We start from the raw sequence: 19,654 nt of genomic DNA, 5'->3' as shown, positions 1-19,654 counted from the left end.
ACTCACTCCTCCTGATCGTCCTCTTCACGGATCGAGCTGCCCGTTCTCCTGATCTTACGAGTAGATGTCTTTTCGAACTCCTCATGTCTGACTTTGAACCGCTTCACCCTCTTATAGGCCGGCATCTTGTCATTCACCTCTTCTATGGCTCCTTTCAGTGCCTCCGAAAGTTGATGATCATCTGCGTGACCCAGTATTTCCTCAACAGCTGCAAAATCAGGGAATATCTCCGCCTTCACGATGATGTCCCCGCTCTTCTTATCGTTGACGCCGTACACCACCACTTCCTCTATCAGAGGTTGCTCCAAAAGCAGATATTCGATTTCTTCCGGATAAATATTTTTCCCGTTTTTAGCAACGATCACATTTTTCTTTCTGCCGCAGATATAGAGGAATCCCTCCTCATCAAATCTGCCGTAATCTCCGGTATACAGCCACCCGTCCCTCAGAACTTTAGCTGTCGCCTCCGGATCATTGTAATATCCCAGCATTACCGATGGCCCCCGGCATATTATTTCACCTACACCGTCTTCGTCCGCGTCGACTATCTTCACTTCTGTTCCCGGCATCGGCTGTCCGACCGAATCGGCCTTGCTGTAATTGTCCCTGTTTACCGCTATTATAGGTGAATTTTCCGTCATGCCATATCCCTGTATCATCGGGAATCCCAAAGCCTCATAATCCCGTATGACCTGAGGATTTATAGCCGCTCCGCCTGATATGAACAGCTCTATATTGTTTCCCAAGCTCGTGTGTATCTTCGAAAAAATGTGGCGCATCACCTTCTGGTTGTTGAAAAGGCCCGTCCTTCTCGCGACGGTCATCATTTTCTTCATCTTCCCCGCCATACCGGATGATTCCGCCTGTTTCCATACTCTCTTATGCATGGTCTCGAAGACAGCGGGAACGCCAAGCATGACTGTCGCCCTGCTCTCCTTCAGATTTTGCTGTATATACCGCAGCCCCTCGCATATGGCGATAAACATGCCCTGATATAAGCCGGTGAACACGTGGCAGGTCAGTTCATAGGTATGATGCATCGGCAGCACCGATAAACCTCCTCCCGGTTCCCTTATCTTGACATATTTCGACATGTTGTACACATTGGCGGAGATATTTTTATGTGAAAGCATGACGCCTTTGGACATACCAGTGGTCCCCGATGTGAACAGCAACGAACACATGGCTTCTCTGTCTATGATGGCATCCACAAATCGTCTGTCGCCATTTTCCCGCAGCGTCTTTCCTTCTGACAACAACTGATCCCAACAGACGATACCATCACCGCCATCACCATCCATACAGACCTTCGTACCGATGATATCCGTTTCAGCCATAGCTTCCATGACCTTCTCCCGCATTTTAGCCGAGAAAAAAACGGCATCCGCCTCTGCTCTCTTCAGCAGATTGCCTATCTCAATAGCCGTAAGCTCTTTGTCCAGCGGTACTATGACTCCTGTACCGTTGGTCACTGCCAGATACGTGACCACCCATTTGTAGCTGTTTTCGCCTATGACAGCGATCTTTTTACCCTTCAATCCCATATCTATGAGCCTGGTGCCCAGATCATTTATATCTTCCTTCAGCTGTATATATGAAATCGGTCTGTACTTGCCGCCCGGAACATCCTTGACCAGGAATGCCGGCTTACTGCCGAATATCTCAGCGCTGGAATATATCATATCTCTGAGATCGTTGATGTACCTCGTCTTATACAGTACATTCTTGTATTTTTTGCTGTTCAATAGCCACACTCCTTACTTTTTCTGTTCCAGATACTCCTCCAAAAGTTCAGCTGCATCCTGGACACAACCATCACAGCTTCTGATGACTTTTTTTGTTTCAACTCCCTTGAGCTCTTTGCAGACTACCGTCCCATTTTTCTCCTTGAATTTTTCCGTAAGAGCCTTCATGGCTTTATAGCTTTCCTTTTTAGTCTTTGGTGCGTCGAGAGCTCCATCTGACTCAACCATACCTACTACCGCAGCCATGGCCGACACGGCTCCACATGTGCCCATCGTACCCATTCCCAGGCCAAATGCCTCCATCAACTCAAATACTTCCTTTTCATCTCTTCCTAATTTGTCACAGAAGGCACATGCCACCGCCTGTGAGCAGTTATACTTTTTCTTGTGATTCGCAACAGCTTTTTCCGCTAACTCTCCCATTGTCTCATTCCTTTCCGCTCATACGCTTTTCCTGCCGTATTTTTCCGCTAAGATCCTCCCCACGTATACTCCGCTGGCCGACGCCTGAGAAAGAGAATGGGTCACTCCCGCTCCATCTCCCAATGCGTAAAGACCCGGTACCGCCGTCTGAAGATTCTCATCCACCTCTATCTTTGAATTGTAAAATTTCACCTCTACCCCATAGAGAAGCGTGTCCTCATTGGCCGTCCCGGGCGCGATCTTGTCGAGGGCATATATCATCTCTATTATATTGTCCAGCTGCCGCTTCGGTATCACCAGACTCAAATCGCCCGGCGTCGCCTGAAGCGTAGGCCTTGTAAAGCATTTTTCCATTCTCCTCTTGCTGCTCCTGCGCCCCTTCACCAGGTCGCCGAACCGCTGCAACAGTACGCCGCCGCCCAACATGTTGGAAAGACGGGCGATGGACTCTCCGTACTCGTTGCTGTCCTTGAACGGCTCAGTGAATTTATTGGACACTAACAGGGCGAAATTAGTGTTTTCCGTCCTTAAAGCCGGATCGGCATAACTGTGACCGTTTACTGTCACGATGCCGTTGGTATTCTCAGCCACCACTTCGCCATATGGATTCATACAAAATGTCCTGACCATATCGTTGTACTTATCGGTCTTATAGACGATCTTACTTTCGTAAACATCATCTGTTATATGTTTGAATATCTCTGCCGGAAGCTCTACTCTGACACCGATATCCACTCTGTTTTTCTTCTGCTTTATCCCCAGCTTGTCGCATATCTGTGAGCTCCACTTGGATCCGGAACGCCCTGTAGCCATGACCAGATCCTTACATTTATACTGTTCTCCCTTGTCTGATGTGAGCAAAAATGTTCCGTCATCCTCTACCTCCACATTTTCTATGGCTGTACAGAATTCCGTCTCGATCTTTTGACTGCAGTAATCGAATATCCTCTCCAATATCTTCATATTCCTGTCAGTTCCCAGATGTCTCACCTTCGCTTCCAGTAAATGGAGATTATTCCTCAGCGCCATAGTCTTCAATTCAGAACTGGCCGTCGAATAAAGCTTGGCATCAGCGCCGCCCATGCCACACAGCACGTCGTCCACATATTCCATCAGCTCCATGGCCTTATCCACTCCAACATATGTATGGAGATCGCCTCCGAACTGAGTCGTGATATTGTACTTCCCATCAGAAAGAGTTCCCGCTCCGCCATATCCGTTCATGATATGACACGGGGAACATTTGAGGCAGTTTTTCGCTCCTGCTTTTATGGGGCAAAGCCTCTTTTCCAGCCGTTCCCCCCTATCTATCATCAGGATATCCGCATCGACATTCAACTTTGCCAGCTCATATGACATAAATACTCCGCTGGCTCCTGCTCCGATGATTATTATATCGTAACTTCTCATTTTTCCCTCCAGCTCAATGATAACACACACATTTTAATATTATATTAAATCCTGCAAAAATACTATACCTTTTATTTTTGAGCATTATATGAAAAACCGACAAGCAGTCGTCACATTTCAGCTTGTCGGTCATACATCGCAATTTGATTTTTTCCTATACTTCTTCTACGGCCAGTTTCTCGAACTCGGCAACTACCTTGTTGAATTCATCGTCGTCTGTTATATCTATCAGCTCATACTCATCATCCAGATCCTTATAGCCATAGATATACACATCCTCGGTTCCCAGCGGGTTCAATGCTATATACTCCTTGTCCAGCGCATCGAATACGCCCAGTATACCACACTCCACATCTTCGCCGTCGTCAAATTCCAACGTGATTATGTCCTCCTCCTCGTATCCGTACAATTCCTTTTTATCTGCCATCGCGTACCTCCGTACTAAAAAAGTTTTTTCTTGCTTATCAGCATTACTATACCATTTTACGCTCTTTTTTACAATCACTTTATCAGCAGGCAAAGCCAAGGTTAACAACAAAATCATCTACATTTCGAGAAAAACAGGAAATGTAGGTAAAATCCAATAGATTTAGAGATAATGGACTTTTTTAGTACAGAGAAAAATCGAGATTTTACAGCATGCGGATCGGAATCCAACCAAAGAAGGCCCTGCAATCATTGAAAACTTTACCTACATCGCACAAAAAAAGTAAAATGTAGATAAAACCATCCGTTACATACACCCTTTTCTCAGGCCTTCGCAAAATTTAGTTGACATCACCTCGGAAGATACCTGAAAATAATGGATGAAGATAATTGTTCACCATATTTTATCAAGAACAGGGAGGAGCATCCTATGGATAACAACTTCGACTTTGAAAACAACGCAGATTTTTATCTGAACGAAGTTTACGGAATAATCGTCATCGATATGGAAGGGAAACTCAGATACCTGAACAAGCAGTGCATGAAACTCATAGGATATCCCCAACCGACTCCTCAACAGGCCCGCAGCCTCTATGGCAAGCCTGTAGATGAGGTTTTTCCATACACGCACATGCTTGAAAATCTTCCAAAGGACATCACTAAACCAAAGATCGTCTTCTACAAATCCAATTACGGCATGGGCATATCCATGAATGTGCCACTCATATACAATGGAGAAAAAGTAGGGTTGATGGAGTATGATCTGGTTAATGAGGAAAAGGTATTCCTAAATCTCACCGACGACTACAACGCATTCCTGAAAGATCAACTGAAAGAGCTTCACAAAGAGATAATAAAACTGGAGCGAAGCAAATACACAATACACAACATCATCGGCGATTCCAAAGCCATGATGGAACTGAGAGCCAAGATAAAACGTGTCGCCCAGTCCAATTCAACAGTCCTGATACTGGGGGAAACAGGCACAGGGAAAGAACTGGTAGCACATGCCATCCACGCTCTCAGTGACAGAAAATACAATCCGATGGTCAAGATAAATGCCTCGGCCTTTCCTGAAAACCTGGTGGAAGCCGAGCTGTTCGGATATAAAAAAGGTGCTTTCACAGGAGCAAATAAAGAAGGGCGGATAGGAAAATTCGAGTACGCCAATCACGGCACCATATTCATCGACGAGATACAGCAGATGGCCATGACAGTCCAGCCCAAGCTGCTGAGGGTCCTTCAGGAGCATGAGATCGAACCTATCGGCAGTAATGAATCCGTCCCTGTGGACGCCAGGGTCATAGCGGCATCCAATCAGGACATCATCAGCATGACGAAGGACGGAACTTTTCGCAAGGATCTCTTCTTCCGTCTCAACGTCATCACCATCGAGATCCCACCGTTGCGGGACCATATAGAGGATATCGACGAGCTGGTGGACTATTATATCGATCAGCTCAACAGCGAGATGGGATTCAAGGTCACAGGTGTTGAACCGGCCGTCATAGATAAACTGAAACAGTATGACTGGCCCGGCAACGTGAGAGAACTGAGGAATGTGCTGGAAAGAGCTATGAACTTCGCAACGGCAGATACTCTCACATTGAAGGATTTTGACTTTTTCATAAAGCCACGGAACAAACGTCTGCCTGATTACAGCGCCAACAGCAACCTTATAGAGGACACCAAGAAGCAGGCGGAAAAAGAACTGATAGAAAGCGTCCTGGAGCGATTCGACTACAATAAGACTCATGCAGCCAATTTTCTCAACATCTCCAGGCCTCTGCTCCATCAGAAGATGAATCGCTTAGGAATACCTCTCACCCCCCCCCCAGGCAAAATAACTTCCTCGAAAAACTCGTGTCGCTGAAGCTGCTGGTTCCTCCGGGCACCGTAAGTATGTACTTACAGTGTCCGTATTTACTTACATCATAAGGCGTTCAATGACTTTTCAACGCTCTTCACGTCTCTCGCAGCCCGTGTAAGTATAAACTTACACGGTTTTTCTTTGTCCGGAGATCAGAACGTTGAATTTTCAATATTTTCTGTTTGGCATGATAATTGCGATATATATTGCCAGCTGGAAAAGAGGTGAACAAATGAAAGCTGATTTGATTATCAAAAGCGACTGCATCTTCGACAGCATTAGCGCGGAGCCATATCCCGGGTTCGTAGCCGTCAAAGGCAACAGGATCCTGGCTGTGGAACGGGGTTCCGATCCCTCCGCCTACCAAGGACAGGATACAGTCGTCAAGGAATTCGGTGCTAATACCGTGATGGCCGGATTCCACGACAGCCACACCCATCTCATAATGGCAGGGCTGTTCAAAACGTATGTCAATCTGGCAGAGGCAAAAAGTGAGGAGGAAGCGGCTCTCATGGTAAAAAAAGCCGCCGACAAAGATCCTGACAAGACAGGTTGGGTAAGAGGATTTTCCTGGTACCACGTCTTCTGGGACAACAGACAGATGCCTACGCACGCATCACTGGACAAGTATTTCCCCGACAGACCTGTATGCCTTCTCCACGCAGAAGCCCATGGAGCCTGGATCAACAGCGCCGCCATGAAGATCATCGGCCTTACTGCCGATACTCCTGATCCTGCGGGCGGAAAGATAGTCAGGGATACCAACGGTGATCCTACAGGTGTGCTGCTGGAGGCCGCCACCGGACTGGCTACCAGATATGCCTTTGATTTCACGGAGCAGGAGGAAAAAGCCATCATACACGCCTTTATGGACGCTGCCAAAAATCTGGGCATCACATCCATAAACGATGTGCAGCCGTACTATCACGGTAACATGGGAGATCTGGAAGTCTACAGCCAAATGGATCGGGCCGGAGAGCTTACTGTCCGGATACATGCGGCGCCGGACCTTACAGGCGACCTGGACAAGGTGGTCGAGGACAGGGAGAAATATTCTTCTGACAAGCTAAAGGTAGATCAGGTAAAACAGTTCCTGGACGGAGTTGTAACGACCCATACAGCCCTGGTACTGGATGAATATGCCGACGAGCCCGGCAACATCGGAGAAGAGCTGTGTGATCTGGACTCCATCAGCAAGGCCGTTCCCGAAGCTCATAAACGCGGACTTTCAGTGAAGCTGCACGCCTGCGGCGACAGAGCTGTGCGATATGGCATCGACTACATCGAAACAGCCGTCAAGACCTATGGGAAAAACCAATGCCGACACGCCATCGAACATCTGGAAATGGTAAGCGATGACGACTTCTCCAGAATAAAGGAGTTGGGCATCATCCCTTCCGTACAACCGGAACATCTGGCGCTGACCCAGACTTTTGATGCTAATCCTTATCCTGAGGTCCTCGGAAAGAAGCGGGCAGACAAGACTTTCCCTTACAGATCGTTGTACGAGGCCGCTGGTATACTGGCCATCGGAAGCGATTGCCCCGTAGTGGACAACGATCCATTCCTGGAAATATTCAGGGGCATCACCAGAGTACATAACGACGGCAAGCCTGAAGGCGGGTGGACACCTTCCGAAAAGCTGACGCTGGCAGAAATGCTTAAATTTTACACTCACGGCTCCGCCTACGGAGTACATCGGGAAAACGAATTAGGCTCTCTGGCTGAAGGATATTTCGCCGATATCATCGTGATCGACAAAGATCTGTTCAGCATCCCTGATACGGATCTGATGGAAAGAAAAGTCATCATGACTGTGATGGACGGGAAGATCATCTACGAAGATCCTGCGTCCGTCTGATTTTTCAATATGGCGGCCGACCGCCGTATCTGTCGCAATCGTACTTATTATCATTTTCTGAAAAGGAGAATAACGATGTCAATCAATGAAAAGAACGGAGCTGTCGAAAACTCCAATAGCGGCCTTGAAAAATTCCATTATAAACAGGAATTGAACAGGGTGATGAAGCTGCCTTCGGTAGTTTTCTTCGGTGTCGCTTATATGGCGCCTATAACCATATTCAGTACATACGGTCTGGTCTGCAATATGACTCACGGAATGCTGGCTCTGACCTATACGGTAGCCACACTGGCCATGATGTTCACGGCTATGAGCTACAGGCACATGGTAAAAGCGTACCCTATCGCAGGGTCCGTATACGCTTACACCCAGCGAAGCCTCAACCCCCACGTAGGATTCATGGCCGGCTGGGGCATCCTGCTGGACTATATACTGCTCCCTATGTTCAACTATGTCACACTGAGTCTTTATATGAACATACTGATCCCGCAGATCCCTACGACAGCCTGGATCGGTATATTCATCGTCATCGTGACTATAACGAATCTGGTAGGCATGAATTTCACTAAAGTTTTCAACAATACGCTGATAATCGTACAGCTGGTATTCGTCGTCGCTGTTATCATCCTCTCCCTCAAATACATCTTCGGAGGGGGCGGCCTCGGCACGATCCTGGATACGACAGCCTATTTCAATCCTGAAGAGTTCGCATCTCCTGATGTTGGCTGGGCCGGGATATTTGCCGGAGCATCCATACTCTGTATGTCTTTCCTGGGCTTCGACTCGGTAACGACCATTGCCGAAGAGACGGTGGAACCAGAAAAGACCATCGGAAGAGCGCTGCTTATCACTTGCTTCGCGGCAGGCGGCTATTTCATCATCATGTCCTACATGATGCAGTCAGCATGGCCTGAAGCGTGGTATTCCTTCGAGGTTCCGGATTCGGGAGCTTATGAGTACATGTTCCACGTGCTGGGCAACGTGATGGCTCTCATATTCTGCGCGATGATGGTCATTGGAGCCACCGCATCAGCAGTGGCATCTCAGGCTTCCGCAGTAAGGATACTCTTCGGTATGGGAAGAGACGGACTGCTGCCTAAAAAGATATTCGGCTACGTCAACAAAAAGACGAAGATACCTTCCATCAACGTTATAATCGTAGCCGTGATATCCCTGTCGGCGATGATACTGGATCTGTCGGCAGCCGCTTCCCTGGTAAATTTCGGAGCGCTGCTGGGCTTCGTAATGGTAAATATCTCCGTTATCTCCCATTATTTTATAAAGGGACAACAGCGAAACGGAGCAGGTATCGTAAAATACCTCATTTGCCCTATTATAGGCGCTGTCATCTGCGCTGCCCTGTGGATCAGCCTTGACAGCCTGTCGAAGATACTCGGCATCATATGGCTGGTACTGGGCTTCATAGCCCTGGCCGTTGCCACGAAGTTCTTCAGGCAGCTTCCGCCTGACATGAATCTCAACGAATAGCCGCGGGACATCAGACCGCTGCAAGCGCCAGCTGAAATCCAAAGAGGATAAACTTCGAAAAAAGAGACTGTTACATCTTTTACCTGATGTGGCAGCCTCTTTTATTTTTCCTTGTTTCGATTCTCAGTTGTCGTCTCCCTGCCATGAAAATACTGCCATACGGCCTTCGCCGCGCCTCCATTCATCTCAGGCAGCTTTTCCATCTCCTCCGCTGTAGCTGCCCTGATGGCATCCACACTCTTGAAATGCTCAAGCAGCGCCGCTTTCCTGGCAGGTCCGATGCCCTTTATATCATCCAGCACTGACCTGGACGCGTTCCTGTTTCGCAGGCTGCGATGATATTCTATAGCAAATCTGTGTACTTCCTCCTGCATGCGCCCGATGTATTTGAATAGCATAGGCTTTCCCTTGAGGGATATTTCGGCATATCCATCCACCTGGCCGGAAGTATCCTGTCCCCGCCCGCACCGATCCTGTTCTTCGGCACCCGACCGGTCATCCGCCAAGCCATCTGCAGCGCCGACTCTGCGCCCCGTCCTGTATACCAGCGCTCTTGTCCTGTGCCTGTCATCTTTGACCATACCTACCACAGGGATGTCAAGCCCTGTCTCGTCTATCACTTCAAGAGCTGCGGAAACATGGCCCTTTCCCCCATCCATGAAAATTATATCGGGCAGCACCTCAAAAGCAGGATCTCCCTGGAACACTCTGCTAAAACGTCTGGTCAGCACTTCCTTCATCGCTTTATAATCGTTTTGCCCGTAAACACTCCGGATCTTGAATTTCCTGTATCCGCTCTTATCAGGCTTAAGGCCGTTAAAGACCACCATGGCTCCCACCGTATCGACGCCATTTGTATTGGATATATCATATGATTCCGCCCGGAATTCGCGCCCGTCGTATTCACCTGAGACCGCACCCATCTCCTTTAAAATGCCGAAAATATCCGCTCCCAGGCTTCGCCGTCTCTCTCTGGCATTGGCCGCCCTATCGTCGATAGTCTTGACCATTTCCAGCACATCCTTATATGCCATATCCACTAACGCCTTCTTTTCGCCTTTCTGCGGCTTTACAAGGCTGACATTATGACCAGCCAGTTCTGACAGATATTGCTCCAGCAGCTCTTTATCGGCCGGCATCCTCGTCAGGAGTATCTCCCTGGGGAAGTTAGGCAATTCACTGTAATGTTGATTTATAAATGCTGATATCAGTTCACCGCTATCCTCTTCGAAAGACGCTTCCATCTCATACGATTCCCGCCCCACCAGCTTTCCGTCCCTGACGAAAAACAGCACCATGTGGGTCTCTTCCGTTCCCTTTGCCGGTATCACGATATCGATATCCTTGCTGTGCTGTATGACTACCCGCTGAGTCGCTGACAGCGCCTTCGCCGCCTCTATGTAATCCCTGTATACGGCGGCTTCCTCGTATTCCATCTTTTCCGCGGCCTCATCCATTAGGCTTTTGAGCCTGTCCAGAAGCTTCTTGTTCTTTCCGTTGAGAAAGTCCCTGGCACCCTCCACGGCCTCGCTGTAGCTTTCCCTGCTGACGCTGCCGGTACATATACCTCTGCATTGGTTTATATGAAAATTGAGACACGGCTTGAATCCGCTGGGAAACGCGACTGCTGAGCATCTCTTGAGAGCGAAGCTGCTGTTGAGAAGATCCACTATCTTGTTGACAGCCCCGGCATCGCTGTAGGGTCCGAAGTAACGTCCGCCATCCTTTTTCACCACCCTCGTCTTTATGACACGAGGGTAGTCTTCGTTAGTTATCTTGATGTACGGATAAGTTTTATCATCTCTCAGCAGGATGTTGTACTTAGGCCGATGCTTCTTTATGAGATTGCACTCTAAAATCAGCGCCTCCATCTCGCTGCCTGTGGTGATATACTCAAATTCCGCTATCTGCTCCACCATGCTTCTGACCTTGGGAGCCATGTTCTTCTTGGATTGAAAGTACTGTCTCACTCTGTTTCTAAGAGAGACAGCCTTTCCCACATAGATGATATTGCCCAGCCTGTCCTTGTGCATATATACTCCCGGTCCGTCCGGGAGATTTTTCAGATTTTCCTGTATATCGAACATCTTATTTCATCAATCTGTCAGTTAGTTTCCAAATGGGTTTTTCTCTTTCTCCCATTCCTTGCGCCGTACATGTCTAGTGCGTTCCGCACGTCTTCTCTTTCGCTTCTTCCGTCTGCTCCTGACGTATAGCATCCGGATCAGTATCAGAAGGATCAATATGCCGATTATCCCGAGCACGAAAAATATTATATCCTCATCGGCAATACCTATATATGAGAGGATACCGCCTTTCTCCACGCTTTCCATGGCGACGAGATCGGCTGTGGCCACCGCTTCTCCGTTTTCATCGTATGCTATCAGCTGTCCCAGCCTGTCACCCTTCTCCACCGGCGCCTTTATGGCTCCGTCATCCTTGACTGCCTCCACGGTGATATTGTCACTGTCATATCCTTCGTTGAGAGTTATGTCCATATCCTCCGATATGCCTACAGCCACATGGCTTTTCTCCCCCTGCCATACCCTGAATTCATCCAGGTTCTGACGACCGGCAGCCGCTGTATATGTATAATATTTCGAAAACCCATAATCCCACAGCGCCATCACATCAGCGAATCGCTGCTCCTCCGATGTTGAGTTGAGACTTACGGCGATAAGCTCCGTATCATCTTTCTGTGCGGAGCCGCAAAAACAATTACCTGCTGTTCCCGTATATCCCGTCTTGATTCCTGTGGTCCCATCGTATTTGAATGGGCGTTCGATACCACTCACCTCAATTGTCTCGTCTTCCTCGTACAGGCAAACATTAGTATTCCTCAGCGTCCTTCTGTCCGACATATTGGTGGCCGGTATGGTATATCTGGCTGTACTCACGATCTGACGAAATTCAGGGTTCTTCATCGCTTCCCGCGCTATCATCGCTATATCGTAAGCTGTCGTCAGATTATGATCCTCCCCGTATTCGCTGAGTCCACTGGCGCTGATGAAAGTCGTATCCTCTGCTCCGCAGGCGGCAGCTCTCTCATTCATAAGCTCTGCAAAGCTTTCTATCGACCCGGATATGGCTATAGCCAGGGTATCCGCCGCATCATTGCCTGATTCAAGCATCATACCGTATAACAACTGTTCTACAGTCAGCACCTCTCCTTCCTTCAGGTCTATATTGGTCCCGCTGCCATCAGGAGCTACCGCTTCAGCGGGAACTGTCACCTCCTGATCCATATCGAGCGTCTCCAAGGTTATGAGAGAAGTCATTATCTTCGTGATGCTTGCCGGATCCCGGCGTTCATAAGCATTTTTCTCATAGAGGATAGTTCCGCTGCCTGCATCCATTATGATACCGGAAGTCCCTTCTATGGACGGAGCATCCGACCAGTCGATATCAGCGGAAGCTGCTGTCTCCGTACTTTCACCGGAATTTTCCCTTTCATCAGCAAAAGACGGCGCCGCTCCTGCCAGGATAAGCGCCATCATCATTACATATACTGTGATCTTTACTAATACGTTACTACTTCTCAAAGAAAAAGTCTGCGAGTTCAAATCCACTATCAAAATACATCCCCTTCTCACCCGATTTTTCGCAGAAGCATTTGCTTTCGTCGTAAGGCTCTTCCTTAGTGCTGTCGTATATCACGAACGGTACCGGCGTCGCCGAATGGGTCCTGATGGACAGCGGTGTCCTGTGATCAGGTACCACCAATACTCTGAAGTCTTCCCCTGCTTCTCTCAAATAATCCACGATGGGTTTAAGAACTTTGGTATCTATACTTTCCATGCACTCTATCTTACCTTCCATATCGCCCTGGTGGGAGCATTCGTCCGGTCCTTCCAGATGCATGTACACGAAGTCCATGCCGTCTTTGAATTCCCTGACAGCGGCTCTTGCCTTGCCATCAAAATTAGTGTGGAGGGTCCCCGTGGCCCCTTCAACATCTACTGAATTCAGACCGGCACAGATAGCTATCCCCTTTATCAGATCTACAGCGGAAATAGCTGTTCCTTTTATACCATACTTATCATAAAATGACGACAGGCTCGGCTTTCTTCCCTGACCCCATATCCACAGAGAATTAGCAGGGTTCAGGCCTTTTGCCTCTCTCGCCTTGTTTACAGGATGATCCTTCAATATCTCGTAGCTCTTCTTCATCATCTCTGTGATAAATCCCGAGCCCTCACCCTTTGGCAGATGATCGCCCACTCGCTGAGTCAACACGTCATGGGGCGGTGTCAGCTCATACTCCGTAGAACCGTTATGTACGATCATGCAATGCCTGTAGCTGACGCCTGTGTAAAACCTGATATTTTCATCAGCGAAAGCCTCATTGACAGCCTTTATCAACTCATCGGCCTCCTCCGTCGTGATATCGCCGGAGCTATGATCGGTTATTATCAGATCTTCGTAATCACCGCTGCCTGTCAGCGTTATGATGTTGGTCCTGAAAGCCACATCGGTATCCGACATATCGATGCCGATGCTAGCCGCTTCCAGAGGTGATCTTCCTGTAAGATATACGGAAGGATCGTATCCCATCACCGAGAGATTAGCCGCGTCACTTCCCGGCGCTACCCCCGGCGGGATGGTTCTGACCATCCCCACCGTACCTTTGTGGGCAAGTTCGTCTATGTTCTCTAGGTTAGCTACCTCAAGAGGAGTCTTTCCTCCAAGAGCCTCAATATTGTCATCGCCCGCTCCATCGGGAACCAAGATAAGATATTTCATTACTTATTTTCCTCCTGGAACTTCTTCATGAATGCGATGAGAGCATCCACCCCTTCTTCCGGCATTGCGTTATAAATGCTGGCTCTCATGCCTCCTATGGATCTGTGGCCATTGAGGTTGTGCAAGTTAGCTGCTTTTGCTTCCGCTACGAATTTCTTGTCCAGGTCAGGATCCCCTGTAACGAAAACGACATTCATCAGCGATCTGTCTTCCTTGTTGACAGGGCAGTTATAAAGCTCACTGCTGTCGATGAAATCGTAAAGCTTCTTGGCCTTGGCCACATCTCTCCTGTTCATCTCGGCGACCCCGCCCATATCCTTTATATATTTGAATACTTCTCCCGCAATGTATATGGAGAAACAATTTGGCGTATTATATGTGGAGCCGTTGTCCGCGTGGATCTTATAGTCCAGATAAGTCGGGACATTATCCTTTGCAAAGCCTATCAGATCTTCCCTCATGATAGCGATAGCTATGCCGGAAGGCGCTATATTCTTCTGAACGCCCGCGTAGATGAGCCCGAACTTGCTCACATCCACTTCCTCTGAAAGGATGCAGGACGACATATCAGCTACAAGAGGGATATCTCCCGTATCAGGGATATACGGATAATGAGTCCCGTATATAGTGTTGTTGAACGTGATATGCACATAGTCGGCGTCAGGTCTGAAATCCTCTCTCTTCACCTTCGGGATGTATGTGAAGGTCGACTCCTCGGACGACGCGACGATCTTTATATCTCCGAATTTTTCAGCTTCCTTGGCAGCCTTCTTTGCCCACGTTCCCGTGATTATATAATCAGCCTTACCGGATTTTCTGAGCAGGTTCAACGGTACCATGGCGAACTGCAACGTACCTCCGCCCTGTATAAACATCACCTTGTAGTTATCAGGTATATTCATGATATCCCTGAGGTTCTTCTCAGCGTCCTCAAGGATGGCCTTGAACTCCGCCGACCTGTGGCTCATTTCCATCACCGACTCACCGCAGCCCTTATAATTGGCCAGATTTGCAGCTGCGTCCTCTATGACACTGAGGGGCAGCATGGACGGACCTGCCGAGAAATTATACGCTCTTTCGTTGCTCATTTGATTACCTCCACTCTATACTGAAAATTTATTTATCCCAATGCACATTTAAAAATACTTATACTGTTTTTATTATATCACTTTACTGAGTTGTAGTAAATAAAAGAAATTTTGCAGGACCGTATCGAGTTTTTCTTGATCGTTAATGGGATCAGACCACTTGTTTTACTGTCCTGGGTCGCCTATGACCTTGTTGTCTTCTCTTTATCAATTTTTTCAACACCGTGATCGCCCAACCGTGATATAATTGTATCGGAACATTCGACAAAACGACGAGGCTGGCGCGGCAATAGCGGCAACCGTATGATATATAATGACGAAAGGATGTGTTTTGCAATGACAGAAAAAGAAAAAATGCTCAGCGGCGAAAATTATAATCCACGTTCCGAGCAACTCCTGAAGCGAAGATACGAAGCGAGAGCTTTGATAGACAGATTCAACAGCATACCGTCGGATGCCAACGAAGAGCGTCAGGAGATACTGGAAAGTCTGCTGGGCTCCATCGGAGACGGTGTATGGCTGGAAAAGCCGTTTCGCTGCAATTACGGCGAGAACATCACCATAGGCGAAAACACCTTTATCAATTGCGACTGTTATTTCTCCGACGATAATCTCATCACCATCGGGAAAAATGTCATGATCGCGCCAAGAGTACAGCTTTATGGAACGCTCCATCCTGTTCCTGCTTCCGAAAGGATCCTCGATATCCCAAAGAACGAGCACGCTGACCACCTTCCTTACCGAGTCTCATCCAAGCCTATCGTGATCGAAGATGAATGCTGGCTGGGCGGCGGCTGTATCGTCCTGCCGGGAGTCACTATCGGTAAAGGATCTGTCATCGGCGCAGGAAGTATCGTGACCAAAGATATTCCGCCTCACTCCGTAGCTGTCGGCAATCCGTGCCGCGTCATCAGGACTATAGAGGAGGAGTAGGATTCAGTTACTGAATCTCCGCCGCCGCATTATTTGCTGTAGCGGACGTGCCTGCCACGATAAAATTGCCTATTCTCTGATTTTTTTTTGACGTATTAGGCATAAATGGCTGCCTTGGATCATCTTTATTCACGATGATTGCTAAATAATAATTTTTTTCCTGAGGTTTTTAGCATTCTTTCATGGAAAAGCTGGCATAACCATGCCAAGAATGAGCTCCTGCATTGCTGTTTTTGGCAATCAAACAGTAGATCAAGCTGAAAATCAGGCTGGTTATGCCAATTAAGCCTCAAAAAAACATCGTTTTGGCATTTTCGATAACGTCAATCGAATCCTACAGCTTCAGACTCCTGTACCTGTCAAAGCAGGCAAATATCTCCTGCCTTCTCGGTCTGGCCATATTGGCGACACTGGATCGGCTTTCGCAGACTGCCGCCATCCCCTGTTTTTCCATAACGGCTTCAAGCTGATCGACCACCTGGATCAGAGTTGTCTTCCCGTCAAATATGTTCTTCTGAGCGTATTTGACGCAATACCCCAGAGCTGTGACCTGTTCACTGTCAACGATCTGTTCCACATATCTCAAGTCTATAGTTTCTCTGTCTATGGAAACAGCTTCCCTTCCCATAGTCTTCAGCTTTATCCTGCTTCCTCCTTTGAAGGCTCCTGAAGCTTTGGGGCACCTGCTGAAGTCAGGTTCCCCGGCCGGTTCATCTACTCCGCGTATAGCTGGAAAACCCTCTGCCTCCCGCTTTGCATATCCCGTTATATCCTTCGGTATATATCTATCCATCTGTATTATGTTATCAGCGACATGAAAATAAGCGCCGGAGCTGCCTGCTACGATGACTGTGGAAATCCCATACCTGTCATACAGTTCTCTGATACGGTCGATAAAAGGTGTGATCGGTTCCATATCGCGATGAATAACACGCTGCATCAGCTCATCTCTTATCATGAAATTAGTAGCGCTGGTATCCTCATCTATGAGAAATAAAGACGTACCTGCTTCCATACTCTCTATCACGTTTGCCGCCTGAGACGTACTGCCACTGGCGTCCTCAGTAGCAAAGGACACCGTGTCCTTTCCATTAGGCAGATCGTTGATGAACATGGAGATGTCGGTATCTTTGATGCTCCTGCCATCTTCCGCCCGTATCTTTACAGCCGTATCGTCAGTGATCACATACTCCCGTCCATCGCCCGCGATATGATCGTATACTCCCAGTTCGAGAGCTTTGAGCAATGTCGATTTTCCATGATAACCTCCGCCGACGATCAGCGTTATTCCTTTTCGCATGCCCATACCTGTGATTTCTCCCCTGTGAGGCAGCTGGATAGACACTTTCATTTCTTCAGGCGATTTGAACTTGACTCCCCCTTTCATAGGGCGGGAAGAAACCCCGGATTCACGCGGGAGCACACTCCCGTCAGCCACAAAAGCACAGAGACCCATTTCAGGCAGCACCGTCCTGATATGATGCTGATCATCCGCCAAATCAGCCACTGCCTGAAGTTTTTCGCCATCGGCATTTCTGTACAGCAACGCTTGCTCGACACACTCAGGCAAGAAATCAAAGAATATCTTTTCCGCTTCTCTTGCGTTGATGGTCCTGCCATTGGCAGGCAGTCCCACCTCGAATCGCATTACGATCCTCCCATTTTCCGGATCTATACTGCAAGCAGTCCGTTCCAATATTTCCTGACCACATCGGCTCACCGATATGAGTCCGCTCTTTCCCGACCCTTTCGCTTTGAAAGCGACGCGTTCCGCCTGTCTGCCGAACCCTCTTGTCAGCTGATCCTGCAAAGCAATTCTCCTGTGGCGAGTATCATAAAGTTTCCTCGGGAAACCCCCATTCCTTCCATCAACGTAAACGCTCAGCTTCGAAGGTGCCGCGAAAGGATCACCCTGCACATGATCTATAGAAAGCACATACTCAGGAAAGCTGTACATTCCTCTGATGTCCTTATAAGCCGGATACCCCCTGCGGTCTATCCTCGTCAATAAACTCTTCAACTCTGCCGCTGTTTTCATTCCCTCACTCCTTGTCAAAACCAAATCGAATCATCTCTATAACGACTTTTTTAATGTATTCCATTATCTCATCATTGTCAAGGCGCGGCAGCTCACAAACATTGAAGAAATCACATATATCACATGTTTTATGGATCTTGCACATAAAAGCGCGGAGAAAATCCTCCGCGCTATCTCATGCTTCTACAACTTCACACCATACTCCTCTAAAGCAGCTTCCTTTGAAACGAGACCGTTACGAACATCCTTTTTCACCAGCTCAGGATCTCTCTCCTTCGGATCACCGTATCCACCGCCGCCCTGGGTTATCATAGTCACTGTGTCTCCGGCCTTCATAGGGTAATTGTCGAACATGGTCATCAGATATTCATGGTCCTTCGTATATCCGCCTATGACCTCTTCCCTGTCAGTCCCCATATTGAGGATGACCGAGCTTGGCTTTCCATCTTTGCCTCCGCAAACTCCCGGAGGGCCGAACCTGCTCCTTCCCATCCCTACGTTCATCGTGGAATTCTGCAGCAGCTTCCAGCTTACCTGAAGAGCAAGACCGCCTCTGTATTTACCGGCACCGGCCGAGTCCTCCTTGAATTCCCTTTCAGTGCATATCACCGGATACAGCAGCTCCATCTGCTCCGGGGTGAAGTCCATACAGTTGCCGTGTCTGCTGTAAGTGGCGCTCATGCCGTCTCCGAACGGCGTCCCGCCCCAGCCTCCCGGAGGCAGTTCTCCGAAGGTATCTGATACTCCTTCTCTGGCGTTTACCACACCCCACGAGATAGGGTTGCAGTCAGCGTACGGCATCCCCACTATCTGTTCAGGTATTGCCTGTTCCAGGCACTGCCATATCAGGTCAGCCACCTTCTCGCTTGTTATCAGGTTCCCATAGTACACCGGCGCAGGCCATCTCGGATTGAACACTGTATTTTCCGGTACAATGATGTGTATCGGTCTGTACATCCCCGCATTAGGCGGCGCGTCAGGATCCAGGAAAAACTTGAGACCGAAGTATACTCCTGAACAGGTTCCCGCCAGTGGGAAATTCACAGGTCCGTCTACCGTAGGGCTGCTTCCCGTAAGGTCTACAGTGATGTCCTCATCTTCTATGGTCACTGTCGCCTTTACGAATATGGCCTTGTTGTTGACTCCGTCAGCATCGATGTAGTCGTCTGCTGTGTAAACTCCGTTAGGCAGCTTCTTTATAGCGGCTCTCGTCCTTCTCTCCGTGTAATCCAGGGCCTCTTCCATACACGCCCTTACCGTGTCCTCACCATACTTTTCCACCAGCTCGAAGAAATGCTTCTTCGCCGTATTGAGCGCACCCATATGAGCCCTGATGTCGCCATCTATGAAGTACGGCGCTCTCGTGTTGTTCCTTATGATGTCTATCAGCCACGTCACAGGCTCCCCGGCGATGTATATCTTGGTCGGCGGAAGTCTCAGCCCTTCCTCCGCGATGTGTACTGCCGTAGGCGATTCGGACGATGCTGCCTTTCCTCCCATATCCTGCCAGTGGCCTCTGCTGCATGCGTAGGCTATCAGCTTTCCGTCCCAGAAAAGCGGTGTCACAAAGGTAGGTGTCTCCGATTATATCCTCAAAGAAGACGAGTTCACGATAATCAATCCTTTCGA

The 19,654-nt window shown here is 48.4% G+C and carries 14 protein-coding genes; 4 read left to right on the top strand and 10 right to left on the bottom strand.

The genetic code is table 11. The features are described 5' to 3' along the window. Positions 1–2 precede the first annotated feature (2 nt). The 4 genes from ACQY69_RS11110 to ACQY69_RS11095 form a co-directional block, all read right to left on the bottom strand. Positions 3–1,745 carry an AMP-dependent synthetase/ligase gene (locus ACQY69_RS11110; protein ID WP_428260584.1) on the bottom strand — a complete coding sequence of 581 codons (1,743 nt, stop codon included), beginning with the start codon at positions 1,743–1,745 and terminating at the stop codon, positions 3–5. A gap of 12 nt (positions 1,746–1,757) precedes the next feature. Then, on the bottom strand, positions 1,758–2,168 hold the full coding sequence (locus ACQY69_RS11105) for a C-GCAxxG-C-C family protein (protein ID WP_428260583.1): 411 nt from the start codon (positions 2,166–2,168) through the stop codon (positions 1,758–1,760). Positions 2,169–2,186: 18 nt separating this feature from the next. Beyond that, positions 2,187–3,578, bottom strand: coding sequence for an NAD(P)/FAD-dependent oxidoreductase (locus ACQY69_RS11100; RefSeq protein ID WP_428260582.1), 1,392 nt, complete (start codon positions 3,576–3,578; stop codon positions 2,187–2,189). A gap of 154 nt (positions 3,579–3,732) precedes the next feature. Beyond that, the gene (locus tag ACQY69_RS11095; RefSeq protein WP_428260581.1) at positions 3,733–4,005 is read right to left on the bottom strand and encodes a DUF1292 domain-containing protein; all 273 of its coding nucleotides are present in this window, start codon (positions 4,003–4,005) and stop codon (positions 3,733–3,735) included. 429 nt (positions 4,006–4,434) lie between these two features. On the opposite strand from ACQY69_RS11095, the gene ACQY69_RS11090 reads away from it, so the two are divergent. The 3 genes from ACQY69_RS11090 to ACQY69_RS11080 all read left to right on the top strand — a co-directional run bounded on the left by ACQY69_RS11090 (position 4,435) and on the right by ACQY69_RS11080 (position 9,223). Continuing rightward, positions 4,435–5,877 (top strand): sigma-54 interaction domain-containing protein, encoded by a 1,443-nt coding sequence (locus ACQY69_RS11090; RefSeq protein ID WP_428260580.1) that lies wholly within the window; start codon positions 4,435–4,437, stop codon positions 5,875–5,877. A 229-nt stretch (positions 5,878–6,106) separates the two neighbouring features. Beyond that, positions 6,107–7,735, top strand: a complete 1,629-nt coding sequence (locus ACQY69_RS11085; RefSeq protein ID WP_428260579.1) for an amidohydrolase — start codon at positions 6,107–6,109, stop codon at positions 7,733–7,735. A 75-nt stretch (positions 7,736–7,810) separates the two neighbouring features. Next, a complete protein-coding gene (locus tag ACQY69_RS11080) occupies positions 7,811–9,223 on the top strand; it encodes an APC family permease (RefSeq protein WP_428260578.1) in 1,413 nt (470 codons plus the stop codon). Positions 9,224–9,324: 101 nt separating this feature from the next. On the opposite strand, the gene uvrC is transcribed toward ACQY69_RS11080, so the two are convergent. The 4 genes from uvrC to serC are packed head-to-tail and all read right to left on the bottom strand — an operon-like array spanning position 9,325 to position 15,054. Next, complete coding sequence (uvrC, locus tag ACQY69_RS11075; protein ID WP_428260577.1) at positions 9,325–11,310, bottom strand: excinuclease ABC subunit UvrC; 1,986 nt, start codon at positions 11,308–11,310, stop codon at positions 9,325–9,327. 21 nt (positions 11,311–11,331) lie between these two features. Beyond that, a complete protein-coding gene (locus ACQY69_RS11070) occupies positions 11,332–12,765 on the bottom strand; it encodes a D-alanyl-D-alanine carboxypeptidase family protein (protein WP_428260576.1) in 1,434 nt (477 codons plus the stop codon). Beyond that, positions 12,755–13,966, bottom strand: a complete 1,212-nt coding sequence (locus ACQY69_RS11065) for a cofactor-independent phosphoglycerate mutase (RefSeq protein ID WP_428260575.1) — start codon at positions 13,964–13,966, stop codon at positions 12,755–12,757. The genes ACQY69_RS11070 and ACQY69_RS11065 overlap by 11 nt, the downstream gene beginning before the upstream one ends. After that, on the bottom strand, positions 13,966–15,054 hold the full coding sequence (gene serC / locus ACQY69_RS11060) for a 3-phosphoserine/phosphohydroxythreonine transaminase (protein ID WP_428260574.1): 1,089 nt from the start codon (positions 15,052–15,054) through the stop codon (positions 13,966–13,968). Before serC ends, ACQY69_RS11065 begins: the two co-directional genes overlap by 1 nt. A gap of 336 nt (positions 15,055–15,390) precedes the next feature. Between serC and ACQY69_RS11055 the strand changes: the two genes are divergently transcribed. Then, on the top strand, positions 15,391–15,987 hold the full coding sequence (locus tag ACQY69_RS11055) for a sugar O-acetyltransferase (RefSeq protein ID WP_428260573.1): 597 nt from the start codon (positions 15,391–15,393) through the stop codon (positions 15,985–15,987). A gap of 334 nt (positions 15,988–16,321) precedes the next feature. Here ACQY69_RS11055 and ACQY69_RS11050 read toward each other — a convergent pair whose 3' ends face one another. Together ACQY69_RS11050 and ACQY69_RS11045 are read right to left on the bottom strand one after the other, a co-directional pair. Further along, on the bottom strand, positions 16,322–18,025 hold the full coding sequence (locus ACQY69_RS11050; protein ID WP_428260572.1) for an ABC-ATPase domain-containing protein: 1,704 nt from the start codon (positions 18,023–18,025) through the stop codon (positions 16,322–16,324). Between the two features lie 183 nt (positions 18,026–18,208). Then, positions 18,209–19,591, bottom strand: coding sequence for a hydantoinase B/oxoprolinase family protein (locus ACQY69_RS11045; RefSeq protein ID WP_428260571.1), 1,383 nt, complete (start codon positions 19,589–19,591; stop codon positions 18,209–18,211). Positions 19,592–19,654: the final 63 nt, after the last annotated feature.

Source organism: Gallibacter sp. Marseille-QA0791 (assembly GCF_965119705.1).
Classification (GTDB): domain Bacteria; phylum Bacillota; class Clostridia; order Peptostreptococcales; family Anaerovoracaceae; genus Lentihominibacter; species Lentihominibacter excrementipullorum.
This window is presented reverse-complemented; position numbering and strand designations above follow the sequence as displayed.

What these genes read in the sequence shown, in the direction of transcription:
- ACQY69_RS11105 (WP_428260583.1), bottom strand. Translation starts at nt 2,168, where the DNA reads ATGGGAGAGTTAGCGGAAAAAGCTGTTGCGAATCACAAGAAAAAGTAT.
- ACQY69_RS11100 (WP_428260582.1), bottom strand. Translation starts at nt 3,578, where the DNA reads ATGAGAAGTTACGATATAATAATCATCGGAGCAGGAGCCAGCGGAGTA.
- ACQY69_RS11095 (WP_428260581.1), bottom strand. Translation starts at nt 4,005, where the DNA reads ATGGCAGATAAAAAGGAATTGTACGGATACGAGGAGGAGGACATAATC.
- ACQY69_RS11090 (WP_428260580.1), top strand. Translation starts at nt 4,435, where the DNA reads ATGGATAACAACTTCGACTTTGAAAACAACGCAGATTTTTATCTGAAC.
- ACQY69_RS11085 (WP_428260579.1), top strand. Translation starts at nt 6,107, where the DNA reads ATGAAAGCTGATTTGATTATCAAAAGCGACTGCATCTTCGACAGCATT.
- ACQY69_RS11080 (WP_428260578.1), top strand. Translation starts at nt 7,811, where the DNA reads ATGTCAATCAATGAAAAGAACGGAGCTGTCGAAAACTCCAATAGCGGC.
- uvrC (WP_428260577.1), bottom strand. Translation starts at nt 11,310, where the DNA reads ATGTTCGATATACAGGAAAATCTGAAAAATCTCCCGGACGGACCGGGA.
- ACQY69_RS11065 (WP_428260575.1), bottom strand. Translation starts at nt 13,966, where the DNA reads ATGAAATATCTTATCTTGGTTCCCGATGGAGCGGGCGATGACAATATT.
- serC (WP_428260574.1), bottom strand. Translation starts at nt 15,054, where the DNA reads ATGAGCAACGAAAGAGCGTATAATTTCTCGGCAGGTCCGTCCATGCTG.
- ACQY69_RS11055 (WP_428260573.1), top strand. Translation starts at nt 15,391, where the DNA reads ATGACAGAAAAAGAAAAAATGCTCAGCGGCGAAAATTATAATCCACGT.
- ACQY69_RS11050 (WP_428260572.1), bottom strand. Translation starts at nt 18,025, where the DNA reads ATGAAAACAGCGGCAGAGTTGAAGAGTTTATTGACGAGGATAGACCGC.